Origin of the sequence: Maridesulfovibrio zosterae DSM 11974 (assembly GCF_000425265.1) — a bacterium.
Taxonomy (GTDB): domain Bacteria; phylum Desulfobacterota; class Desulfovibrionia; order Desulfovibrionales; family Desulfovibrionaceae; genus Maridesulfovibrio; species Maridesulfovibrio zosterae.
In genome coordinates this window covers 28,324-50,298 of the sequence record NZ_KE384343.1, presented here as the reverse complement: position 1 = coordinate 50,298, position 21,975 = coordinate 28,324, and the positions used below count along the sequence as shown (strand labels likewise).

The window sequence follows — 21,975 nt, the reverse complement described above, 5'->3', positions numbered from 1 at the left end:
CCCACATAAATTGTGCCGTCGCTGCCTATCGCAGGGGAAGATTGTACAAAACCACCTGTTAGAAAACTCCATTTTGTACTGCCGTCTGGGTTTATTGCGTGTAATGACTTCGTATAAGATGCCCCTATATAAATTGTGCCGTCGCTGCCTATCGCAGGGCAAGCTGGTATATCTCCACCTAAAGTAACTACCCATTTTTCTTTCTTCAAAGCTGCCTCTGAGAAGGAATAATTTGAAAGTATTAAAAACATAGCGAAAATACAGAATAAAAATTTAAAAACAGATTTCATTTATATATCTCCGCAAAACATGATTTTATTTGTATATTACAATGAAGACGCTATTACACCTACAGTAACTACACACTCCCCCCTCTACTACTAGAACACAAATCAGTCAAACATAGTGTCACTAATTATCATTAAGAAGGTTGTTACGACAATTATATGCTGCATTCAGATAAAAAAATCCCCCTCCCTTGAATCAACAAGAGAGGGGGCAAATCCAATATTCTAAGAAAGTTCAAACGAACCTAAGCAACATGCTCCCGAAAAGCCTGAACAGTATTAATAAGTAACAGTGCAATAGTCATCGGCCCAACTCCACCGGGAACTGGAGTCATTGCGCTGGCAACATCTTTGCCGGGATCGACCAGCTCTAATCAACGCAGGCTATTGATGCATAAGTTTTAGTTTTAAGAAGAAATTTAAGAAAATATTAGTTGTAATGAGAAGTTACCTCTTTCGTTTGTTCGAAGGAGGGGATTTTTTGGATATGCGCTTAATAACGTTTCATAAATTTCTCATAAAAAGCTCAAAAAAAACGACTTAACAATGTTTTTTATTGCGAGATATTGACAGGGTTTATTATTTGAATAATATTACCGAAAACGTTTGCGGTTTCGTTTGCAAAACATATTTGCATTAAACTGAGGACTACTTTTACTACGAAGATATATTAACAGACCAAGACAGATGACTATGAATAACAAGCTTCAGGATCTACCTCATAAGCGTTTCAATCCTCTGACAGGTGAATGGGTACTGGTTTCTCCTCACCGGACAAAACGTCCATGGCAGGGTCGACAGGAAAAGGTGCTGATTCATACACTGCCGGAACATGATCCCGACTGTTATTTATGTCCCGGCAACACCCGCAATCAAGGTCTGATCAATCCAAAGTATACCGACGTTTTCGTTTTTGACAACGACTTCCCATCCCTACTTGATACATCTGTTAAGAAATCATGTGACAGCGACGACCTTTTTCGGGTTGAACCTGAAAGCGGAACCTGCCGCGTTATATGTTTTTCTCCACGCCATGATCTAACTCTGTCCCGCATGAAACCGAAAGCGGTACGTAAGGTAGTTGATATATGGTGTGATCAATTCACAGAACTCAGTGCTAGAAACGATATCGGCTACATCCAGATTTTTGAGAATAGGGGCGACATCATGGGATGTTCCAATCCACATCCCCATGGGCAGATCTGGGCTACCCGTTCAGTTCCGATGATCCCGGCTAAAGAAAATCTCAATCAGCAGGACTACCTCAAAGAAAAAGGTACATGTCTTCTCTGCCGCTATACTGAGCGAGAACTTGAGTCAGGTCAGCGAGTAATTTTTGAAAATGATTCGTTTGTTGCACTGGTTCCTTTCTGGGCTGTATGGCCTTTTGAAACTATGCTGCTGCCAAAAGTCCACATGGGCGCAATAACCGACATGAACGAAAAACAAAAAGATGATCTTGCAGAAGCACTGGTGCGAATGGGTATATGTTTTGATAATCTTTTTGAAACCTCGTTCCCCTATTCCATGGGCTTGCATCAGCGCCCTTCAACACACGAAAATTATGAACACTGGCATTGGCATATCCACTACTATCCACCACTTCTAAGATCAGCCAGTGTACGTAAATTCATGGTAGGTTATGAAATGATGGCTATGCCGCAACGTGATATGACAGCCGAGAACAGTGCCAGACGCCTGCGGAATGTACCAAAAACTCATTTTCAAGATAGGGTCTAGGAGTATGTTTTCTATTAAAGATCATCATAATTATCTTGCTGCAGGTGGCTTTGATACTGATCTTATTGCTATGCATTCACGATCCAGATTCGATGAGTCCCGTGCAAGAATCAGTAAGCTTCTGGACTGGATGAAAGACTCGTTCAACCCTGAAAAGGTGGGAATCGCAAGCGCACCGGGAAGAACAGAACTTGGCGGAAATCATACAGACCATAATAATGGAAGAGTTCTTGCTGCTGCGATTAATCTTGACTGTCTGGCTGTTTTTTCAGCATCAGCCTGCGAGAATGAGCAAACAGTAACTATTCTTTCTGAAAATTATAAGAATCCCATAGTTGTGGACCTTTCCGATACTTCTCCCCGCACTGCTGAAGAAGGAACCAGCGAAGCCATTGTTCGCGGAGTTGCAGACGGTTTACGTGAAGCCGGATTGAAAGTATCCGGCTTCAATGCCTGTATTTCAAGCACTATTCCTGCAGGTTCAGGTCTCAGCTCCTCAGCAGCTTTTGAAGTATTGGTAGGCCGAATATTCAGTGCTTTATTTAATGAATCCCAAATTGACCCTCTGACTATTGCCCGAGTTGCACGAAGAGCTGAAAACATTCACTTTGCTAAACCATGCGGTTTCATGGATCAGATGGCTTCCTCATTTGAAGGAATTTTGAGCATTGATTTCTATGAACCGGAAACCCCTGAGGTCACTCGTGTAAACTCCAGTTTCGGCAACGCTGATGATAGCGGATTCTATGGTACTGGATACCGTCTCTGTGTAGTTGATACAGGAGGCAGTCACGCTGACCTGACGCCTGAATATGCGGCAATTCGTCAGGAAATGCATATGGCGGCAAAGTGTTTCGGACGCAATGAAGCCCGTGATTTAAAGCTGTCTGATGTGCTGGAAAATATGGGAATGCTCCGAAAAGAAGCCGGAGACAGAGCGGCTCTCAGGTTACTCCATTTCATAGGAGAAGATGAACGAGCAGTTAGGCAGGCTGAAAAACTCAGTGCTGGAAAAATGAATGAATTTCTAAACCTTGTCTCTGAATCAGGGCGTTCATCCTGCCAACTGCTACAAAACTGCTACAGCACAACAGATCCATCTGAACAACCTATTCCGATGGCTCTTCATCTGACCGGTCTTCTTCTCGGATCAAAAGGAGTCGGACGGGTTCATGGCGGAGGATTTGCCGGAACCATACAAGTTTATGTTCAAGACTCCTGTTTTGATAAATACTGCCTGACAATGGAAAAACTTTTCGGCTCGGGTTCAGTAATTGAACTTTCTATTCGGCAGCCGGGGCATGATTTCCTGACTATTTCTGAAGCAAAGGCAGCAGAGAAATAATATGACACAGATAACCCTGAAAGACCTTGCCCGCAAATTGGGTATATCAGCTTCAACAGTATCCAGGGCTTTGCACAACCACCCAGATATTAGCATAAAAACAAAACAGTTAGTCATTAAAACCGCTGAAAAATATGGTTATCAGCCTAATCCCATTGCGCAGAGTCTAAAGAAAAAAAGCAGCAACACAATCGGGGTTATCGTACCGGAAATTCGCCATAATTTTTTTGCCACAGTTATCAGCGGTATTGAGGAAGTAGCCTATGATGCTGGCTATATTATCATGGTCTGCCAGTCCAACGAAACCCTGAGCCGTGAAATTATAAATACCAAGGCCCTTGCAGCTAATCGTGTTGCCGGAATCCTGATTGCTATCTCTCTGGAAACAACTCATTGCGATCACTTAAAAAGTGTTATTAAACAAGGTGTTCCAATTGTTCAATTTGACAGGATAGCAAATGACCTGAATACCAGCAAAGTAATTATCGATGACTTCCGCTCTGCTTATCGCATCGTTTCACATCTTGTTGACAGCGGGTACAAACGGATCGGCTTTCTTGCCGGACGTGAAGGAATTGCTTTGAACCGCCTGCGCTTCAATGGATATTTACAAGCCCTGAAAAATCACGGACTGCCATATTACCCGGAACTGCATGTAAACATAGCAGGATGTAGAGAAGAGGATGGACGCTTAGGGGCAGAGTCTTATCTCGAGATGTCCAGCCTTCCTGACGCCATTCTGGCAATAAATGATCCTGTTGCCGTAGGGGCATTCTCCCGTTTTCGTGAAGAAGGAGTCCGCATCCCGAAAGACGTTGCCCTTGCCGGTTTTTCTGGGTCACCCGAAGCATCTCTAATTGAACCGGCCTTGACCACTATCGCGCAACCGGCACTGGAGATGGGCCGTAAAGCAGCTTCACTGCTTCTTAAGGAGCTGGAAGATAAAGATCATTTTACCCCGAAAACAATCACTCTGGAAACAGACTTACTAATACGTGGCTCAAGTAAACCGGAGGATACGAAATGAGTCACAATAAAAAATGCTGGGGTACAACAGAACAAGGAGTGGATGTACACCTGCACACCATCAGCAACGAGGGAGGTTTTGAAGCCTGTGTTGCAACATATGGAGCGACCCTGACAAAGCTTAAAGTACCGATGTCAGAAGGCCGCAAACTTGATGTAGTTCTCGGGTTTGATCAACTTACCGGTTACCTGCAGGATAAAAACTATATTGGCTCAACTATAGGCAGAACCTCAAGCCGTATATCCGGTGCAACCTTTAACCTACTAGGTAAACAATATTTCCTCGACAGAAATGAAAGAGACAATCACCTGCATGGTGGAGAGAAAGGCTTCAACAGCCGCATATGGACAGAATCTACTACAACGGCATCAAGCAATCAGACTATTAAACTCAGCTATGAAAGTCCGGATTCAGAAGGTGGCTACCCGGGGAATCTGAAAGTATACGTAACTTACACTTTAATCGAAAATGGACTGCGCATTTCATATAAAGCAGAGACAGACAAGCCAACACCGGTGAACATGACCGCTCATCCTTATTTCAATCTGGACGGAGACGGAAAAGATGCCGGTAATCATGAACTGAAAATTTTTTCCGACCACATACTTTATTTTGATGAAAATCTCATCCCGAACGGTGAATTTATTCCTGTTGCCGGAACAAATGCGGATTTTTCTGAATTTTCTCCTTTGAATTGTTCAACGACAAACACTTCAGGGCATCCTGTTAAACATGACTGCTTTTATCCATTAAATTCTGGAAAAGATAAGCTATCGCTGGGCGCGTTAGCCAGAAGTCATTCTTCCGGACTGGAAATGGAAATTGCGACTACTCAGTGCGGGATACAATTGTATTCCGGAGACTATCTTTCTAAAAATACGGTTGGAAAACAGGGATGTATTTACGGACCTCGCTCAGGTTTCTGTCTTGAGCCGCAGACACATCCAGACGCCCTGAACAGGCCTGAATTCCCATCCATTATTTTACATCCCGGTAATATATACGAGCATATAACAGAGTACAGGTTCCGGAAATTCAGTAAACGGGACTAAAACAGATAGAGGCAGGAGAAACATGGCAAACGTAGAACTTAAAAATGTCATTAAGCGGTATGGCTCAGTTGAAGTCATCCACGGAGTTGATCTTTCTGTAAATGAAAACGAATTTATTGTTCTTGTCGGCCCTTCAGGATGCGGCAAATCCACCCTGCTGCGTATGGTGGCGGGGCTAGAAAATCTCAGTGGTGGTGAAATTCATATCGGAGATCGGGTGGTTAACAATGTTTCACCCAAAGATCGTAACGTAGCCATGGTTTTCCAGAACTATGCCCTGTATCCACATATGACTGTTGGCGAAAACATGGGTTTCTCACTCAAGATGCATAAAAGAAGCAAAGAGGAAATTGAATCCAGAGTTAATGAAGCTGCCAGAATACTCGAGCTTGAACCATATCTTCACCGCAAACCGGCTGAACTTTCCGGTGGTCAGCGTCAGCGTGTTGCCATGGGCAGAGCCATGGTCCGCAACCCTGATGTATTCCTCTTTGATGAACCTCTTTCAAATCTTGATGCTCAGCTCAGAACGCAAATGCGCATGGAACTCAGAAAAATGCATTTGCGACTTAGAACTACAACCATCTATGTCACCCACGACCAGATCGAAGCCATGACCCTTGCTGACCGCATCGTCATCCTTAAAGATGGATATATTCAGCAGGTAGGCAGTCCGGTTGAAGTCTTTGAAAAGCCTAATAATGTTTTTGTTGCTAAATTTATCGGAAATCCCCCCATGAACATTCTGGAAGGCGTATGCAAAGTAATTGACGGCAAACGCTATGTGGTTATCGGTAAAACAAGATTCCCTATTCAGGATGGAGTGGCAAAAAGCATTGTTGACGGATCTCCAGTACTTGCAGGACTCAGACCTGACTCTATCAAAATGGGACAGAACATAGAACGCCTTCCTAAAGACTGGTGGTGTCATGGTGAAGTTGTTGTTTCTGAAATTTTAGGAGCCCACTCCCTGCTTGAGATCGTCATTGACGGAGAAAACGAACTTATTGCTGAAGTTGAAGGACGAATTATTGCCCATCCAGGTGAAACCGTTCCTATTGGATTTGAATTTGACCGCATGGTCCTTTTTGACCCGCAAACGCAAGAGGCGCTTTATTAGAGTTAAATCTAACAAGCGACAGTTATAAACGGTGTGAGTGTGAGTAGATTGTTTAACACTTTAGGAGGAAACATGAAAATGTCCTTGGCAAAGTTATGCTTGGTTTTTGCCGCAGTCTTACTGCTGGCAGTTCCGCAGGTCTCACAGGCCAAAGAGCTTAGCGGCGATCTTGAAATTTTTTCCTGGTGGGCAGGCGATGAAGGTCCGGCTCTGCAGGCTTTGATCAAACAGTATAAAGCGCAGAACCCCAAAGTTAACGTTATCGACGCAACCGTCAGCGGTGGTTCCGGTGTTAACGCAAAAGCTGTTCTTAAAACTCGCATGCTCGGCAACGAACCTCCGGACAGTTTTCAGGTTCATTCAGGTCAGGAACTCATCGGTACATGGGTTAAAGCAGACCGTATGGAAGACCTTACTTTTCTATTCAAAGAACAGGGCTGGATGGATGTTTTTCCTGAAGGACTGATTAAACTCATCGGTACAGACGATGGAATCTGGTCAGTTCCTGTAAATGTACACCGCTCCAACGTTATGTGGTACATTCCTGCAAATCTTAAAAAATGGGGAGTTGAAGCTCCTAAAACATGGGCTGAATTTCTTAAAATTGCTCCCAAGCTTCAGAAAGAAGGCATAGTTCCTCTGGCACTGGCTCAAAACTGGACAGCAAACCACCTCTGGGAATCAGTTGCTCTGGCATCGTTAGGTTCTGACAAATGGAACGCTCTCTGGTCAGGTAAACTGAGATTCGACAGCCCTGATGTTGTAAAAGCATGGGAGCTTTTCGGCAAAGTTCTTAAATACACCAACTCCGACGCCTCTTCTCTGTCATGGCAGCAGGCTACTGACATGGTGATTGACGGTAAAGCAGCTTTTAACATCATGGGTGACTGGGCAGCAGGCTATATGTCCACAACCAAAAAGATGGTTCCGGGTAAAGACTTCGACTGGTCGGCATCTCCTGATACCACTGGTGAATTCATGTTCCTTGCAGACTCATTCGGCCTGCCCAAAGGAGCACCGAACCGTGACAACGCTATTGCATGGCTTAAAGTCCTAGGCTCTAAAGAAGGCAGTGATACTTTCAACCCCCTCAAGGGTTCGATCTCCGCACGCAAGGACTCTGATCTCAGTAAATACAATGTCTATCTTCAGTCCGCAGCTGCTGACTTCGGTAAAGACATCGTTGTTGGTTCTCTTGCTCACGGCGTAGCAGCGAATGAAACATTCATGGGCGGTTTTGCACAGGTCATGGAAATGTTCCTTAAAACCCATAATGCTAAAGCTGTTTCCAAAGCCTGCCAGCAGCTTGCTGACAAAGCTAAAATCGGTAAATAAAAATTGTCTGTAAAAGCTTAACCGCTTTTCTACAATCAGCTTAAGACAAAGGGAGCCGTGCTGAATTTTCAGTGCGGCCCCGATAAAGATAAGGTAGCGGGATATGAGGGAAGCTTCACGGGACAGACTGCAAGCATTTTTAACGCTTCTGCCTTCCATCATTTTAATCGGGATTTTTGTCTACGGTTTTATAGGCAACACCATCTGGATTTCCATGACCAACTGGGGCGGCGACGGAGCGCTTGCTCTTAATCCTGAGATGCAATTTGTCGGTCTGGAAAACTATATCGATCTTTTCACCGGTTTTTTATCCAGTGGATTCAGACAGGATCTGGTCAACGCCGTATATTACTCAATTATGCTGCTGGCCGGAGCCATAAGCCTTGGCATGTTTATCGCTATACTGTTGGACCAGAAACCAAAAGGTGAAGACCTGCTGCGCACCATTTTTCTGTATCCCATGTCTCTGTCCTTTATAGTATCAGGTACAATCTGGCGCTGGCTGCTGGCCCCTCAGGGAGGAGTTAATATCCTTCCCACATACATAGGGCTGCCGGCCCTTGATTTTAAGTGGACCTCCAGCACCAGGGCAGTGCTGGAATTCAACTGGCAGAACCTGCTGCAAATATTTCTATATATTGCCGCCTTTGCACTGATTCTCATCGGTCTATGGATTCTTAAAAGCAATCCGGATCGGGCAGTTAAACGCTGGCTTGGTCCGGGAGTAATAATAGGACTTTGCGCATGGCTGGGCGGCAGTCTTCTGCCGCAGGCTCTGTTCATGGAAGAAACCCATGGTTTCAACCTTGCAACACTTGGAATCATCATTGCCACAGTATGGCAGTACTCAGGTTACACTATGGCTCTATACCTTGCCGGATTTAATGGCATCTCGCAGGACCTTCGTGATGCGGCCATGCTGGACGGAGCAAGTGAAACGGCTTATTACCGCCACATAGCTATTCCCATGCTTAAACCTATCACCATCAGTGCTGTGATCATTCTTTCTCATATTTCATTAAAAATGTTTGATATTATCTTTGCCATGACAGGGCCGGACAATGCTCAGACCGGACATCCGGCTTTAAGCATGTACATGACAACTTTCAGGGCCAACGACTTTGCCAGAGGTGCGGCTATAGCCATAGTTTTGTTCATGGTTGCAGCCTTGTTCATTGTCCCTTACGTGGTCAGCCAGTACAGACAAAGGGCTAGAGGTTAATAATATGAACACTACGAACTCAACTAAAGCGGGAATAATAACACCCCGATCAGTTCTTCTCTATGGCCTCCTCTTTTTGATGGCTCTTTTCTTCCTCATGCCAGCATATATGGCAATAATTACAGCTCTTAAACCACCGGCAGAAATTAATCTCTCAACAGCTTGGGAGTTGCCTGCTAAGTTTCACTGGTCCAGCTTTCCAGAAGCACTTAGACTTTTGAAACCTAATATTGTCAGTTCCGTTATTCTGACTGTCTGTGCGACTGTCCTGTCAACGATTCTTGGATCATTAAACGGATATGTTTTTTCAAAATGGAAATTTAAAGGCAGTGAACTAATTTTTACTCTCTTTCTCTTTGGAATGTTCATTCCCTATCAAGTCATCCTGATCCCTCTTTTCCAGACTCTTAGAGCTATGAATCTATATGGAGGTCTGCCCGGTCTTATACTGGCTCACGTTGTATACGGACTGCCGATCACTTCGCTCATTTTCCGTAACTTCTATGCCCAGATCCCTACGGCGCTGGTTGAATCGGCAAGACTTGACGGGGCGGGATTCTTTTCCATTTATACCCGCATTGTTTTTCCTCTCTCCATACCGGGATTTGTAGTTACCAGCCTGTGGCAGGTCACTCAGATATGGAACGAATTTTTATGGGGAATATGTTTAACCCGCCATGCCGACAATCCCATTACAGTGGGGCTGGCCCAACTGGCCGGAGGACAGGCTGTAAGCTGGAATCTGCCTATGGCAGGATCAATCATGGCCGCAGCGCCGGTACTGGCAATTTATATTTTCCTTGGACGATACTTCATCCGAGGTCTTCTGGCAGGCTCTGTTAAGGAGTAAGAATTATGATTTGGGGTGGATTCAATTTTTAAAATTAATTTTTGGAACTTTCTACCGAAAAAGACAAAAAGAGTTCATTCTAAATTTTTAGGATGAACCCTATTTTCATTACCATGAGAATGCAAAATTATACCAGCATTGAATATTACCGCAAATTGAGCAAAAACAGCCGACTCGATTAAAAATTGCACATTCCGTAAAATTTTCTATAAAACCATATTTGGAAGATAAAATAAGAATACTCACAAAAAAGTAAATCAAGACTATTAAACCAGCAATCTGACTCCAGCTCTCCTGGCTACTCCACGAACATGTTCTTCCATTGCTTTACGGGCTTCAACAGATTTACGTTCGGCTATACACTTCATTATCATTTCATGTTCATCAACCGTTTCTTTCACACCGCTATCTTCAGTTTGCGGTATTTTCTGACTCTCAAAAAACAAACCTAGAAATGGAGCCATAGCTTCTATAAAAAACCTATTATTTGCAGCTTCTATCATTTGAGAATGAAAGGTGAAGTCAAGTTTAAAAAATCCAACAAAGTCCTCTTTCTCAATTGCTCTAACCATTGCTTCAACGACAACAGTCATATCCGCAATCTGAGCTTCAGTTGCATTAAGCGCAACAAGACTGGCAATTGCTGGTTCAATTGCATACCTAAATTGGTACATTTGTGAACCATGGCCGGAAAGCCCTGACCGCTCTACCATACGCTCCAAAGAAGGAGGTTTAACAACAGGAGTGGCACTGTGTCCTCCTGAAACGAAAACCCCCTTTCCGGGCTGAATCACCACGCTGCCCAAAGTCTCCATTGCCACAAGCGCCTCGCGCACTGTTGGGCGGCTGAACTCAAGCGTCTCAGCCAATGATCTCTGTGATGGCAGTTTATACCCTCCGCCCCAGCCATTATCCATAATCATGGAGGTAATGGCCTCGACCGCTTCATCTGTACGGGACATACGGCCACCAGTATTTTTTTGATAAGTAAACAAGGCACTTGAATTCATAAATAATCCTTAAAAAACAATTATAGCTGCAGATCAATAACATCAAAAAGGGTAGAATCACTTTCTAACTGGTCTTACCAGTACATTTATTTACCCCTAAAATCAACTTTGCTAGTAAGCATAAAAAACTGTCATATCTTTTTTAAATGACATTTTTGTACGACATTTATCAATTTTGTCATTTTTAAATTATTTAAATTTATTTTTTAGATTAGAGTTGACAATAAACGCAATTTATACCACCTAAAAACTTACCGGTATGACCGGACTGCCACTAAGCTGTAAACTTGCAACCCAATCAACTGGAGAAACCATGAAAAAAACTCTGAATTGTACATTACGGATTATCGCAACAGCTCTGATAATGAGCACACTGTTCATGACTACCATAGCCGGAGCAGATACAGACGTTCTGACTAAGATCAAAACAAGCGGAACTCTCAAGGTCGCTGTGCCTCAGGACTTCCCCCCTTTTGGATCAGTCGGACCGGACATGAACCCGGTAGGTTATGACATCGACATGGCTACACTCATTGCAAGCAAACTGGGTGTAAAAGTAAAGCTGGTCCCTGTAACCAGCACAAACAGAATTCCTTACCTGACTACTGGAAAGGTTGACCTTGTAATTTCTTCTCTCGGTAAGAATCCCAAAAGAGCTGCAGTAATAGATTTTGCTGATGCATACGCTCCATTCTTCAACGGAGTGTTCGGTCCTGCAGAATCTAAGGTATCAAAAGCCGCTGATCTTGCAGGCAAGAGCATTGCTGTAACACGCGGTTCTATTGAAGATCTTGAACTGACTAAAATTGCCCCCTCATCTACTTCAATCAAACGCTTTGAAGATAACAGCTCAACAATTGCCGCATACCTCTCAGGTCAGGTTGACCTCGTAGCAACAGGAAACGTTGTTGCTGCTTCCATCAATGAAAAAAAACCAAACAAAATGCTGGCTACAAAATTCATGGTTAAAGACTCTCCATGTTATGTAGGCCTTGCCAAAGAGCAGCCTAAATTGATGGCAAAAATTAACGAAATTATTGCCGCTGCCAAAAAAGACGGATCTCTTGAAGCTATTTCTGAAAAATGGCTCCATAACCCACTCCCCGCGACTCTGTAGTAATTTTAAGGGCGGACGTACCCCGTCCGCCCCATAAGGGCTGAACCATGGCATACGTATTTTCAATAGACCCCATTATAGACAACTGGGAGCTTTTTGCCCAAGGGGCGGCAATGACATTACTCCTAACAGCTCTAGGCTCCACGGTCGGTATAGCAACAGGTATTTTAGGAGCTGTTTCAAGAGCATGGAAACTTCCTATCCTAAGCCCCATTTATGCAATTTATGTAGAGTGCATCAGAAACACTCCATTTCTGGTCCAATTATACTTTATTTTTTTCGGATTGCCGAAAATGGGAATTAAACTGAGCGGAGGGGAAGCATCTTTTCTGGCAATGGCTCTAAACCTCGGAGCTTACTCAACTGAAATCATCCGCGCGGGAGTAATGTCCATCCCAAATGGACTTATCGAAGCAGCAGAATCACTGGCATTGAACAAACGACAGACATTCAGGCATGTTATTTTACGACCGGCACTTAAAAATGTCTGGCCGGCCCTTTGCAGCCAGATAATAATCGTTATGCTCGGCTCAGCTGTCTGCTCACAGGTGGCAACACAGGAACTTACCTATGTTGCAAACCTCATCCAGTCCCGTACTTTCAGGGCTTTTGAAATCTATGCTTTCAGTACTCTTATGTATCTTGTACTCGCAATAATTGTCCGCAAAGCACTCACTCTTTTCGGCCGCTATGTCATCGTAGGGAGGGCTTCATGATTGAATTCACTCTCTGGGATATTATCCATCATCTCCTTATTGGAGCAGGATGGACAATAATGCTGTCATCCATTGCATTTGTACTGGGAGGAATAGTCGGACTGCTGATACTGTTTGCCAGAATTTCATCCCGCCCGGCTCTGCCAACATTCGCAAAACTGTACATTGAATTTTTTCAGGACACCCCGTTGCTTATGCAGCTTTTTCTGATTTTCTTCGGTGTCGCACTGCTGGGAGTCGATATATCTCCACTACTGACTGCAACACTTGGACTTACCTTTTTCACCAGTGCGTATTTAGCTGAGATATGGCGAGGCTGTGTTGAGTCCATCTCTACAGGACAATGGGAAGCAGGTGAATGCCTGGCTCTCAGTCGCTGGCAGCAAATGCGCTTTGTAATTCTTCCGCAGGCAATGCGCATTGCCATCCCCCCCACTGTTGGCTTTTCAGTTCAGGTCGTTAAGGGGACGGCTGTCACATCAATTATCGGGTTTATGGAAATAACCAAAACAGGGTCCATGATCTCTAACGCAACTTTCAAACCTCTGCTGGTCTACTCGTTAGTTGCTCTTGGTTATTTTATAATATGTTTTCCACTGTCGGCTTTTGCCCGGCGAGTAGAAAGGAGGTTCCATGTCGCTGGTTCTCGTTAAAGATATCTGTAAAAGTTTTGGTGAACTTGAAGTTCTCAAAGGTGTAGATTTTAATGTTGAAAAAGGAGAAGTCGTTGCCATTATCGGACGAAGCGGCTCAGGTAAATCTACTCTCCTCCGCATATTGAACGGCCTTGAAAGTTTTGATTCAGGATTCATGGCTATAGAAGGAACAAGAGTCACCGGACTTGAACCTGATCTGCGCCCCTTACGTCTGAATGTCGGCATGGTGTTCCAGCAGTTCAATCTGTTCCCGCATTTAACTGCCGGAGAAAATGTCATGTTGGCACCGCAGCAGGTAAAAGGCGTTCCCAAAAAAGAAGTTAAGGATCTTGCTGTAAAAATGCTCTCCAAAGTAGGCCTTGCTGATAAATTTGAATCCTACCCGGACCAGTTATCTGGTGGACAGCAGCAAAGGGTAGCAATTGCCCGTTCGCTGGCTATGGAACCCAAAGTACTGCTTTGTGATGAAATAACCTCTGCTCTTGATCCGGAACTGGTCGGCGAAGTTCTTGAAGTTGTCCAAAGCCTTGCCGCAGATGGCATGACCCTTGTCATGGTTACGCATGAAATGCGCTTTGCCCGTGAAGTAGGAAGTAAACTTATCTTCATGCATGAAGGAAAAGTCCATGAAATGGGCAATCCTAAAGAGCTTTTCGCAAATCCATCAACACCTGAACTGACCTCATTTATCAGTTCCATTCACTAAACACCCAGCAGGTAGAACATAAAATGGAAAAACTTCACACTAACCCTGAAAGACTTAAAAAATTCTTAACAGAGATTGCTGTTTTCGGGGCAACAGAAAATAATGGGGTCAGTCGCCTTGCCCTCAGCGATGAAGATAAGGGAGCCCGTGACCAGCTTGCCAAATGGTTCAAAGAAGCAGGCTGTGAGATGGAAATTGACAGGATGGGAAACATGTTTTTTATCCGTCCGGGAAAAGACCGCTCTCTTCCTCCGGTCATGACCGGTTCTCATTGCGATTCTCAGCCTCAAGGAGGAAGATTTGATGGAATTCTAGGTATTATTACCGGACTGGAAACTGTTTGTGCATTAAATGATGCAGGAGTTCAGCTTGAACGGGATTTCATTGTCGTTAACTGGACTAACGAAGAAGGAAGCAGGTTCACTCCCGGTACCACGGGGTCCGGTGTCTTTGCCGGTGAACTGGACATGGAAGAAATGTATGCTCTGACTGATCGCAACGGATGTACTTTCGGTGAAGAACTAAAGCGCATAAACTATATGGGCAAAAAAGATTTCAACCCGCAGCCTCTGCATGCAAACTTTGAATGCCACATTGAGCAGGGTCCTGTTCTGGAAAATGTAGGCAAACCTATCGGTGTTCCCAAAGGGATTGTCTGCCTGCGCTGGTATGATGTTGAAATTCAGGGCGTACCAAATCATGTCGGCCCCACCCCCATGAATGACCGTAAAGACGCTCTTTATGCTTTTTCCTGCATGAACCAGAGGATATTCGAGCTGGGTCTGGCGGCAGGAAATGTTGTGGCGTCTGTGGGAGAAGTTCACGCAACTCCGAACTCACGCAACGTTATTCCCGGTCATGTGAAGTTCACTATTGATATCAGAGGATGGGATGAACCGCTGACAGATCAAGTCTGTACGGATATTGAAGAAGCCATAAATTCCATCAGCAAAAAATTGGGTATGAGCGTTAATATCCGCTGTGTATGGAAAGTCAGACGGGCTCCTTTCTCGCCGGAACTGGTCTCCATGATTCATGAGACTGCAAAAGAACTGAATCTTCCTGCACATGATATGGTTTCCGGAGCCTCTCATGACACAGTCTACATTAACCAGTTATCTCCAAGTGCCATGATTTTCGTTCCCAGCATCGGAGGCCGGAGCCACGCCGAAGTAGAAGAGACCTCTTGGGCGGACTGCGCTGCAGGAGCAGATGTACTTCTTAACTGCGTATACAAAACAGCCAATGATCCGGCAGGAACAGCCTACACTTTAGGCGAATAAATTTCCCACAAAAACTAAATAAGGATTTAATATGAGCAACATTGAATTTGAAAAGATCTATCGCGATGAAGATGTAGACATGTCAGTTCTTGACGGAAAAACTGTAGCTGTTATCGGGTACGGAAGTCAGGGCAGAGCACAAAGCATGAATATGCGTGAAAGCGGTGTAAAAGTTATCGTTGGAGCCGGAGACCGCACCCGTCATTCCAGCTGGGACAAGGCCGAAGCGGACGGGTTTGAAGTTTTTTCTATTGAAAAAGCCGTTGAGAAAGCGGATATCGTTCACATTCTGCTTCAGGATCCGGCGCAGCCTCCTGTTTACTATGAATCCATCCACGCCAACCTGCGTCCGGGGCAGACCTTAAGTTTTGCGCACGGTTTTGCTATTCTCTACGGGACCATTCGTCCTCCCAAAGATATCGATGTTGTACTCTTTGTTCCCAATGGACCGGGCCCGGTAACCCGTCAGAAATACAAAGACGGTTCCGGAATATGGGGCTGCGTAAGCGTTGATCAGGATGTCTCAGGTCATGCACAGGAAACCGCTCTGGCCATTGCCAAGGCAGTCGGTTCCACCAGAGTTGGAGCTGTTGCCATGACTTTTCAGCACGAGACCGAAGGTGACAATTACGAAGAACAGGTTCTATACGGCGGAACAATACATCTCATGCGTACCATGTATAATATTATGGTCAAAAACGGATACCCACGTTCTTTTGCATACGCTAAGGCAATCCGCTCCATCCGTTCCATCATTGATGATATAGATGAGGTGGGTATCGAATCTTATCTTACCAGTCGTGCCAGTCGAACATGTGAATTTGCTGTACGTCACAGTGGTCCTAGAGTTATCAACGAAGAAGAGATGGAAAAAATATTCGAAGAGACAGAAAGCGGAACATTTGCCAAAAACTGGCTTCAGGAATTTTCCCTTGGCATGCCGACCCTGAACAGAATCAGACGTACATGGGCTGAATCAGACATGGAACAGACAGGCAAAATCTGGCGTGAAAAATTTGGGAAATAGCTAACCGCTTCCCTATATTTAATGGTTGGTCTCGCAGAAAAACATTTTCCTCTATGTACTGCGGGACCGGCTATATTTAATTTTTATAATATTTTTCAGGAGAAAAATAATGCCTTATCCAGATGGTTTTCTAAAGAACCGTTCTGTTATTGAACCTCACAAATATGCAGTGATCACCCCTGAAGGCAGAGTTAACAATGTTATTCCAGGCATTGAAGACTGCCAAATGACTATTCTGGCCTCTCCTAAACTTGGAGCAGGTTTTGTGCAGATGGTCGGCACAGTGGGTAATGGTGGAAAAACAACAATTCCTTATGCGAAAGAAGAAAATATTGAATCACTTCTCTTTGTCATAGACGGTGAAGGTTCACTCACAGTCACTGTAGACGGACAGAAAGAAAAGCTTTCCCATGGCGGATACATTTACGCACCTCCCGGAAAGGGAATTGAGTTCATCTCAAGCGGTGAAGGAGAGGTTCGCATCCTTCTTTACAAGCAGAAATTTATTCCACATCCGGACCCGAAAATGGAAAAACCATGGATTGTTAAGGGCAGCATAAAAGAGATTGAAGAAAGCTTTTATGATGGCATGGACAATGTGTTTGTGCGGGACCTGCTTCCGGTTCATGAAGCCTTTGATATGAATTTCCATACGCTGGCCTTTCTTCCCGGTGGATGCCACCCATTCGTGGAAACTCATGTGCAGGAACACGGTGCTTATATCTATGAAGGCCAAGGTTTATACCTGCTCGACAACGAATGGATTCCTGTTGAAGCTGAAGACTTCATCTGGTTTGCTCCATTTTGTAAACAGGCATGCTATGGAACAGGCTTAGGCCGCATGGAATACATTTATTCCAAAGACTGCCACAGAGATGAACATCTGTAGCAATCATCAGTAAAGATTTCAAAAAAAAAGAAGGTCTTTGGTAGTTCGTACCAAAGACCTTTCTGCATTGATCGTCCAATTAAAACTTATCTGAATACCGCAAACTGTCAGTTATTCTTTTTCAGATATTTACTTACCGCCTGTCTGGTGACTCCTACCAACTGAGCAGCCGATGACTGGTTGCCATTAGTACGCCGCAGAGCTTCATCAATCAGTTTAGCCCGGGCCTCCTGCAAGGTGGGCAATCTGGCTCCGAAAGAAATACTCTCTCCGGAAGCGGCGATAGTTCCACTTGGAAAAAAATCTCCGGGGGCTGAGAGCAGTTTCTTAAAATGCTTAGGAGTCAAGTCACCATGACCGCAGATGCTGGCTCCATCATGGACCAGATTCTGCAATTCCCTGATATTTCCCGGAAAGGAATAATTATTCAAAAAATTAGCAATATCATGAATATTTACATTTAAATCCATGCCTGCTTCAGTCTGCACTTCATCTACAAAATGGGAAATCAAAAGAGGTAAATCCTCAGTGCGTTCACGAAGAGGAGGTATCTGAAGCATGTGACCTCTCAGCCTGAAAAAAAGGTCTTTACGAAACTTCCCCTGTTCCTGCATTACTGCAATAGACTGATGAGTTGCAGTAATAATTCGTGCACTTGAGCGCTTAGCCATATCAGACCCCAATGGCATAAATTCGTGTTCCTGCAAAAGGCGTAAAAGTTTAGTCTGCGACGTAGGACTGAGGTCTCCGATCTCATCAAGAAAAAGAGTTCCATTCTTAGCTTTTTCAACAAGGCCGACTCTTGCTTGTGTAGCACCGGTAAACGCGCCTTTCTTATGACCGAATAATGTATCTGAGAGAATATTATCATCCAGTCCGGCTATATTGACAGCAACAAAATCTCCCTTACGACCACTGGCATTATGTACTGCCCGCGCCACTAATTCTTTCCCCACTCCTGACTCTCCGGTAATGAGTACAGGACGTGCTGTTTCTGCTATGGCCTCGATATATTTAAAAATAGCCAGCATATCTTTGTGAGCGGTAATGATTTCAGAGAACAATCCAGGTCTATCAGGACCATTCATGAAAAAACTTTGCTGCAATGATGTGTTTTCATGACGCAACTCAAAAATTTCAATAGCATGCCGCACACCTGAAATAAGAGTATTACGTTCTTCTGTTTTTACAATAAAATCAAAGGCTCCTTTGCGGATACAATTTACCACGGCTTTTATTTCATTAAGACCTGAAATAACCAGTACTGGCAGCTCCGGATGTTCTTCCACAATCTTAGGTATCAGCTCTTCACCGGTTATTCCCGGCATTATCAAATCGACCGCCACAGCACAGAACTTCCGCTCTGCAAGAGTCTCCATAACCTTTGTGCCGTCATTCAAAAGCACTACATTATCGATCCCCTGTGAGCGTAAAGTTGCTTTAAAACTGTAAAGCCAAGAATCCTCATCATCAACCAGTAACAGTGGATATCTTGGTGTAAGACCTTTAGTCCTTTCCATTTCAAGCCTCACTTTCAGCTACAGGAATTGAAAATATGGCGATGGTTCCCCCGCCTGGATTGGCTGAAAATTTCAGATATCCACCATGTTCCTGAACAATTGTTGAGGACACGGACAATCCGAGTCCGGTTCCGCCGCATTCCCGCTTAGTTGTAAAAAAAGGATCCATTATCTTTTTAAGATGTTCTTCTGCAATGCCAACACCTTCATCACGGACAATTATTTCAATTTTCTTTTCAGACTCAATATACTCTGAAGAAAGAATTATTTTCTGATTTCGATCAGTCAGAGCTTCACAGGAATTAACCAATAAATTAATCAGTACCTGTGACAGACGCTGTGAATTACCAAGGACTGTCGGCAATGTCTCGGCAAGTTTCAACTCAAACTTGCTTGTTTTATGACTTATCAGATTTTCCAAAAGTCGTAATGAATTTTCAATTACATCAGTAACTTCAACTTCCCACATCAACTCTCCCGGCTGTAAACGGGAATAATCTTTAAGACTATTAACAATTCCACTGATACGACTGACACCCTCCTGCATTCTGGAAAGCAGATCCGGCATGAAAGACCTAAGCTCAGAATATTCAAGCCCCCCGGCTAAAAATTCTCCATTCTCGTGGTAGTAGTCATCTAAAATGGGACTGATATCACTCCAGATTTCTTCCACCAGAGGAAGATTCAGTGTCATGAAACTGTTTGGATTGTTAATCTCGTGAGCCATACCGGAAACCAGCACTCCGAGTGAAACCATTTTATCAGCCTGAATCAGCTGCTGTTCTTTTTCTTTTGCCTGCCGTTCTGATTCCACTCGCTCGGTAATGTCACGAATTGCGCACACCCCGACCTTCTCGCCCTGAAAAATAATATCACGCTGCTGAATTTCACACATAAGCATTCTGCCATCTCTGCAACGGAAACAGGCATAAAAACGAGCCATCATATTCTTAGAAGTATAAGTTTTTACATCTTCACGATAATCAGGATCAGCCAGATCATCGATATTAAGACAGTTAAACTCTTCATAGGAATAACCGAACATCAACTGACCGGCTTTGTTTGTCTCCAGAATTTTACCTTCATGATGAATAAAAATAGCTTCAAATGTAGCCTGCGAGAGTTGCCTAAATCTTTCCTCACTTTCTCTTAAAGCCAATTCGGCTATCTTTCTTCTGGCTATAGCCTGAGCTTGCAGAAAATTCTTTCTGGCTAAAATAGAAATCTGATTTGCAATGAGACAAAGGACATTACAGACACTCAAAAACTGTTCACGGGACATAACCGGAACTTCTTTGAGTGCATCCATAAATTCATCCTCATCTGCACCTATTTCACGGGCATATGATTTAATCCGCTCATCATTAATGGGTGGACAGCGAACCTGACCTATAATCCAGTTAGCAATATGACGATCGCCTACATAAAAACTGGTCCCCCCGTCCCACAGCCCACCGCTGAGGCAAGGACGCATAATTGGTTCCAGGGGACTCTTGGTACTGAAAGAAGCGTCAGACCGCATGCAGTTCTTAAGCCCCTTTGGAGTTTTACGAATCACATCATTGCAGAGTTTGCAAAAACGGCTGGGCCTGGTTATCGGCCTTCCGTCAAGATCGGTGATGATAGAAGACACTTTAGTTGCTTCGGAAAATGCATCCTGTATTTGCTGAATAGCATCCACATCGAAATAATCTTCAAACCGATGTCCTCTTTCCAAATGAGAAGATTCAGAAGAACCTGCGGAAAAATTACAGTCCCTACCAAAACCGCCGCAAGGCGTCCGTGATGCTTCCAGTTCTGCAACTCGCCCTCGTAAAGTATTTATCTCTTCAATTACATTTTCCGGACAGACATCCGCTTTATTTGAAATTTTTTTTCTTAAATCCATATTGCTTCTTATACATCCATTCTAATCAAATTTATGTTCGCACTAAATACAGATAAACACACGTACCTATTCCTATCTTTAAGCATGATCAATGCCACTTTCAGCATCACCATTCTTATGAAAAAAAGGATATCATGAAACTCTCAATAATCTTTTTCAATGTTATTACAGACTGATACAAATTACGCAAATCTCCAGCAGTTAATAACGGCCCCGAAAAGTCCAGTATTAAATAGAGTGTCACTTTAGAGATGACAACCTCTGTAAAGATTATGTCAACCAAATTAACATCACTTGCGAAATGACCGTTATTAAAGTCTTTATTCAGTAAACTTGCAGACTACAATATTAGAAATGTCAACTATTGCTGACAGTCATATTCTATTCGATTTAAACACCAATAGCTATAAAATCCAGTAAGCATCTGCAATACTTTACATAGTCATTCATGGCATACTTTTCTCTTAATGCTCTCAAAGCAGTAACAAAGTATGCGCGCTACGACAGTACTGCAGTAGGAAAAGATCACATATATGAATTACTTGCTTTAAGGACGTGGTGGTTATGGACACTTTCAGCAGACAATATTCATTATGTACTTTTCAAAATATGATGGTCGATCTCAGGATGAATTTTTCATTTATAATTGCGGGCTGATGGTTTTGACTGAACGTGAGAAGTACTGACAGCGATAATGTGGACACTCAAAGTAGTGCTGTCAGTCAACTTTCCAGCAATCAGCCATCGGTAAATAAAAGGAAGTTTTATGCCAGTAACAGCAAAGATAGCGCAGCAGATGATTGCTGCAGCGGAGAAGAAAGCAAACGAAATTGGAGTTCCCATGGTCATTGCTGTGGTTGATCAGGGAGCCAACCTTGTAGCTCAGTTGCGACAGGACGACGCCCTGCTGGTCAGTATAGATCTGGCCTGGAACAAAGCATACACTGCCGTAGCTGTAAAAATGTCTACAGAAACACTGGGCACTGTATCACAGCCGGGCGGACCTCTTTATGGTATTCATACTGCACATAATGGACGGGTTGTCATTTTCGGTGGAGGTCTTCCCATTGAAGAAAATGGAACTGTCATCGGCGGCATAGGAGTCAGTGGCGGCAGTGTTGAGCAGGACATAGCTTGTGCGGAAGCCGGTCTTGCTGCTTACAACCAATAAGTTCTTTAAATAAA

19 protein-coding genes and 2 pseudogenes are annotated in these 21,975 nt (G+C 43.8%); 16 read left to right on the top strand and 5 right to left on the bottom strand.

The genetic code is table 11. The annotated features are described in order from the left end of the window. Positions 1-290 (bottom strand): annotated as a pseudogene (locus H589_RS20010) (hypothetical protein); the annotation flags it as partial. Positions 291-532: 242 nt separating this feature from the next. Beyond that, positions 533-637, bottom strand: a pseudogene (locus H589_RS20705) (bifunctional 5,10-methylene-tetrahydrofolate dehydrogenase/5,10-methylene-tetrahydrofolate cyclohydrolase); the annotation flags it as partial. 343 nt (positions 638-980) lie between these two features. Here H589_RS20705 and H589_RS0116485 point away from each other — a divergent pair. From H589_RS0116485 to H589_RS0116450, 8 genes are all read left to right on the top strand, one after another. Further along, entirely contained in the window at positions 981-2,027 is a 1,047-nt protein-coding gene (locus H589_RS0116485; protein ID WP_027723042.1) for a UDP-glucose--hexose-1-phosphate uridylyltransferase, read from the top strand. A gap of 4 nt (positions 2,028-2,031) precedes the next feature. Then, a complete protein-coding gene (locus H589_RS20005; RefSeq protein WP_051249792.1) occupies positions 2,032-3,372 on the top strand; it encodes a galactokinase in 1,341 nt (446 codons plus the stop codon). A gap of 1 nt (position 3,373) precedes the next feature. Beyond that, complete coding sequence (locus H589_RS0116475; RefSeq protein ID WP_027723041.1) at positions 3,374-4,399, top strand: LacI family DNA-binding transcriptional regulator; 1,026 nt, start codon at positions 3,374-3,376, stop codon at positions 4,397-4,399. Continuing rightward, positions 4,396-5,451 (top strand): aldose epimerase family protein, encoded by a 1,056-nt coding sequence (locus tag H589_RS0116470; RefSeq protein WP_027723040.1) that lies wholly within the window; start codon positions 4,396-4,398, stop codon positions 5,449-5,451. The genes H589_RS0116475 and H589_RS0116470 overlap by 4 nt, the downstream gene beginning before the upstream one ends. A 22-nt stretch (positions 5,452-5,473) precedes the next feature. Continuing rightward, positions 5,474-6,571: an ABC transporter ATP-binding protein gene (locus H589_RS0116465; RefSeq protein WP_027723039.1), complete on the top strand. Its 1,098-nt coding sequence runs from the start codon at positions 5,474-5,476 to the stop codon at positions 6,569-6,571. 72 nt (positions 6,572-6,643) lie between these two features. After that, positions 6,644-7,906, top strand: coding sequence for an ABC transporter substrate-binding protein (locus H589_RS0116460; RefSeq protein ID WP_027723038.1), 1,263 nt, complete (start codon positions 6,644-6,646; stop codon positions 7,904-7,906). Between the two features lie 103 nt (positions 7,907-8,009). Then, on the top strand, positions 8,010-9,128 hold the full coding sequence (locus H589_RS0116455) for a carbohydrate ABC transporter permease (protein WP_027723037.1): 1,119 nt from the start codon (positions 8,010-8,012) through the stop codon (positions 9,126-9,128). Between the two features lie 4 nt (positions 9,129-9,132). Further along, on the top strand, positions 9,133-9,978 hold the full coding sequence (locus H589_RS0116450) for a carbohydrate ABC transporter permease (protein ID WP_027723036.1): 846 nt from the start codon (positions 9,133-9,135) through the stop codon (positions 9,976-9,978). A 266-nt stretch (positions 9,979-10,244) separates the two neighbouring features. Here the strand turns inward: H589_RS0116450 and H589_RS0116445 are convergent, their stop codons facing one another. After that, positions 10,245-10,988, bottom strand: a complete 744-nt coding sequence (locus tag H589_RS0116445) for a FadR/GntR family transcriptional regulator (protein ID WP_027723035.1) — start codon at positions 10,986-10,988, stop codon at positions 10,245-10,247. A 313-nt stretch (positions 10,989-11,301) separates the two neighbouring features. On the opposite strand from H589_RS0116445, the gene H589_RS0116440 reads away from it, so the two are divergent. From H589_RS0116440 to allE, 7 genes are all read left to right on the top strand, one after another. Further along, the gene (locus tag H589_RS0116440) at positions 11,302-12,105 is read left to right on the top strand and encodes a transporter substrate-binding domain-containing protein (protein ID WP_027723034.1); all 804 of its coding nucleotides are present in this window, start codon (positions 11,302-11,304) and stop codon (positions 12,103-12,105) included. A 47-nt stretch (positions 12,106-12,152) separates the two neighbouring features. Then, positions 12,153-12,821, top strand: coding sequence for an amino acid ABC transporter permease (locus H589_RS0116435; protein WP_027723033.1), 669 nt, complete (start codon positions 12,153-12,155; stop codon positions 12,819-12,821). Further along, complete coding sequence (locus H589_RS0116430; protein WP_035076510.1) at positions 12,818-13,474, top strand: amino acid ABC transporter permease; 657 nt, start codon at positions 12,818-12,820, stop codon at positions 13,472-13,474. The genes H589_RS0116435 and H589_RS0116430 overlap by 4 nt, the downstream gene beginning before the upstream one ends. Beyond that, positions 13,455-14,183 (top strand): amino acid ABC transporter ATP-binding protein, encoded by a 729-nt coding sequence (locus tag H589_RS0116425; RefSeq protein ID WP_027723031.1) that lies wholly within the window; start codon positions 13,455-13,457, stop codon positions 14,181-14,183. The genes H589_RS0116430 and H589_RS0116425 overlap by 20 nt, the downstream gene beginning before the upstream one ends. A 23-nt stretch (positions 14,184-14,206) precedes the next feature. Then, positions 14,207-15,466, top strand: coding sequence for a Zn-dependent hydrolase (locus tag H589_RS0116420; protein WP_027723030.1), 1,260 nt, complete (start codon positions 14,207-14,209; stop codon positions 15,464-15,466). A gap of 31 nt (positions 15,467-15,497) precedes the next feature. Then, positions 15,498-16,493, top strand: coding sequence for a ketol-acid reductoisomerase (ilvC, locus tag H589_RS0116415; RefSeq protein WP_027723029.1), 996 nt, complete (start codon positions 15,498-15,500; stop codon positions 16,491-16,493). A gap of 109 nt (positions 16,494-16,602) precedes the next feature. Next, positions 16,603-17,382, top strand: a complete 780-nt coding sequence (gene allE / locus H589_RS0116410) for a (S)-ureidoglycine aminohydrolase (RefSeq protein ID WP_027723028.1) — start codon at positions 16,603-16,605, stop codon at positions 17,380-17,382. A 107-nt stretch (positions 17,383-17,489) separates the two neighbouring features. On the opposite strand, the gene H589_RS0116405 is transcribed toward allE, so the two are convergent. Both H589_RS0116405 and H589_RS0116400 read right to left on the bottom strand, forming a co-directional pair. Further along, entirely contained in the window at positions 17,490-18,902 is a 1,413-nt protein-coding gene (locus tag H589_RS0116405) for a sigma-54-dependent transcriptional regulator (RefSeq protein ID WP_027723027.1), read from the bottom strand. 1 nt (position 18,903) lies between these two features. Beyond that, a complete protein-coding gene (locus H589_RS0116400; RefSeq protein WP_027723026.1) occupies positions 18,904-20,790 on the bottom strand; it encodes a PocR ligand-binding domain-containing protein in 1,887 nt (628 codons plus the stop codon). Positions 20,791-21,556: 766 nt separating this feature from the next. On the opposite strand from H589_RS0116400, the gene H589_RS0116395 reads away from it, so the two are divergent. Continuing rightward, the gene (locus H589_RS0116395) at positions 21,557-21,961 is read left to right on the top strand and encodes a GlcG/HbpS family heme-binding protein (protein WP_027723025.1); all 405 of its coding nucleotides are present in this window, start codon (positions 21,557-21,559) and stop codon (positions 21,959-21,961) included. Positions 21,962-21,975: the final 14 nt, after the last annotated feature.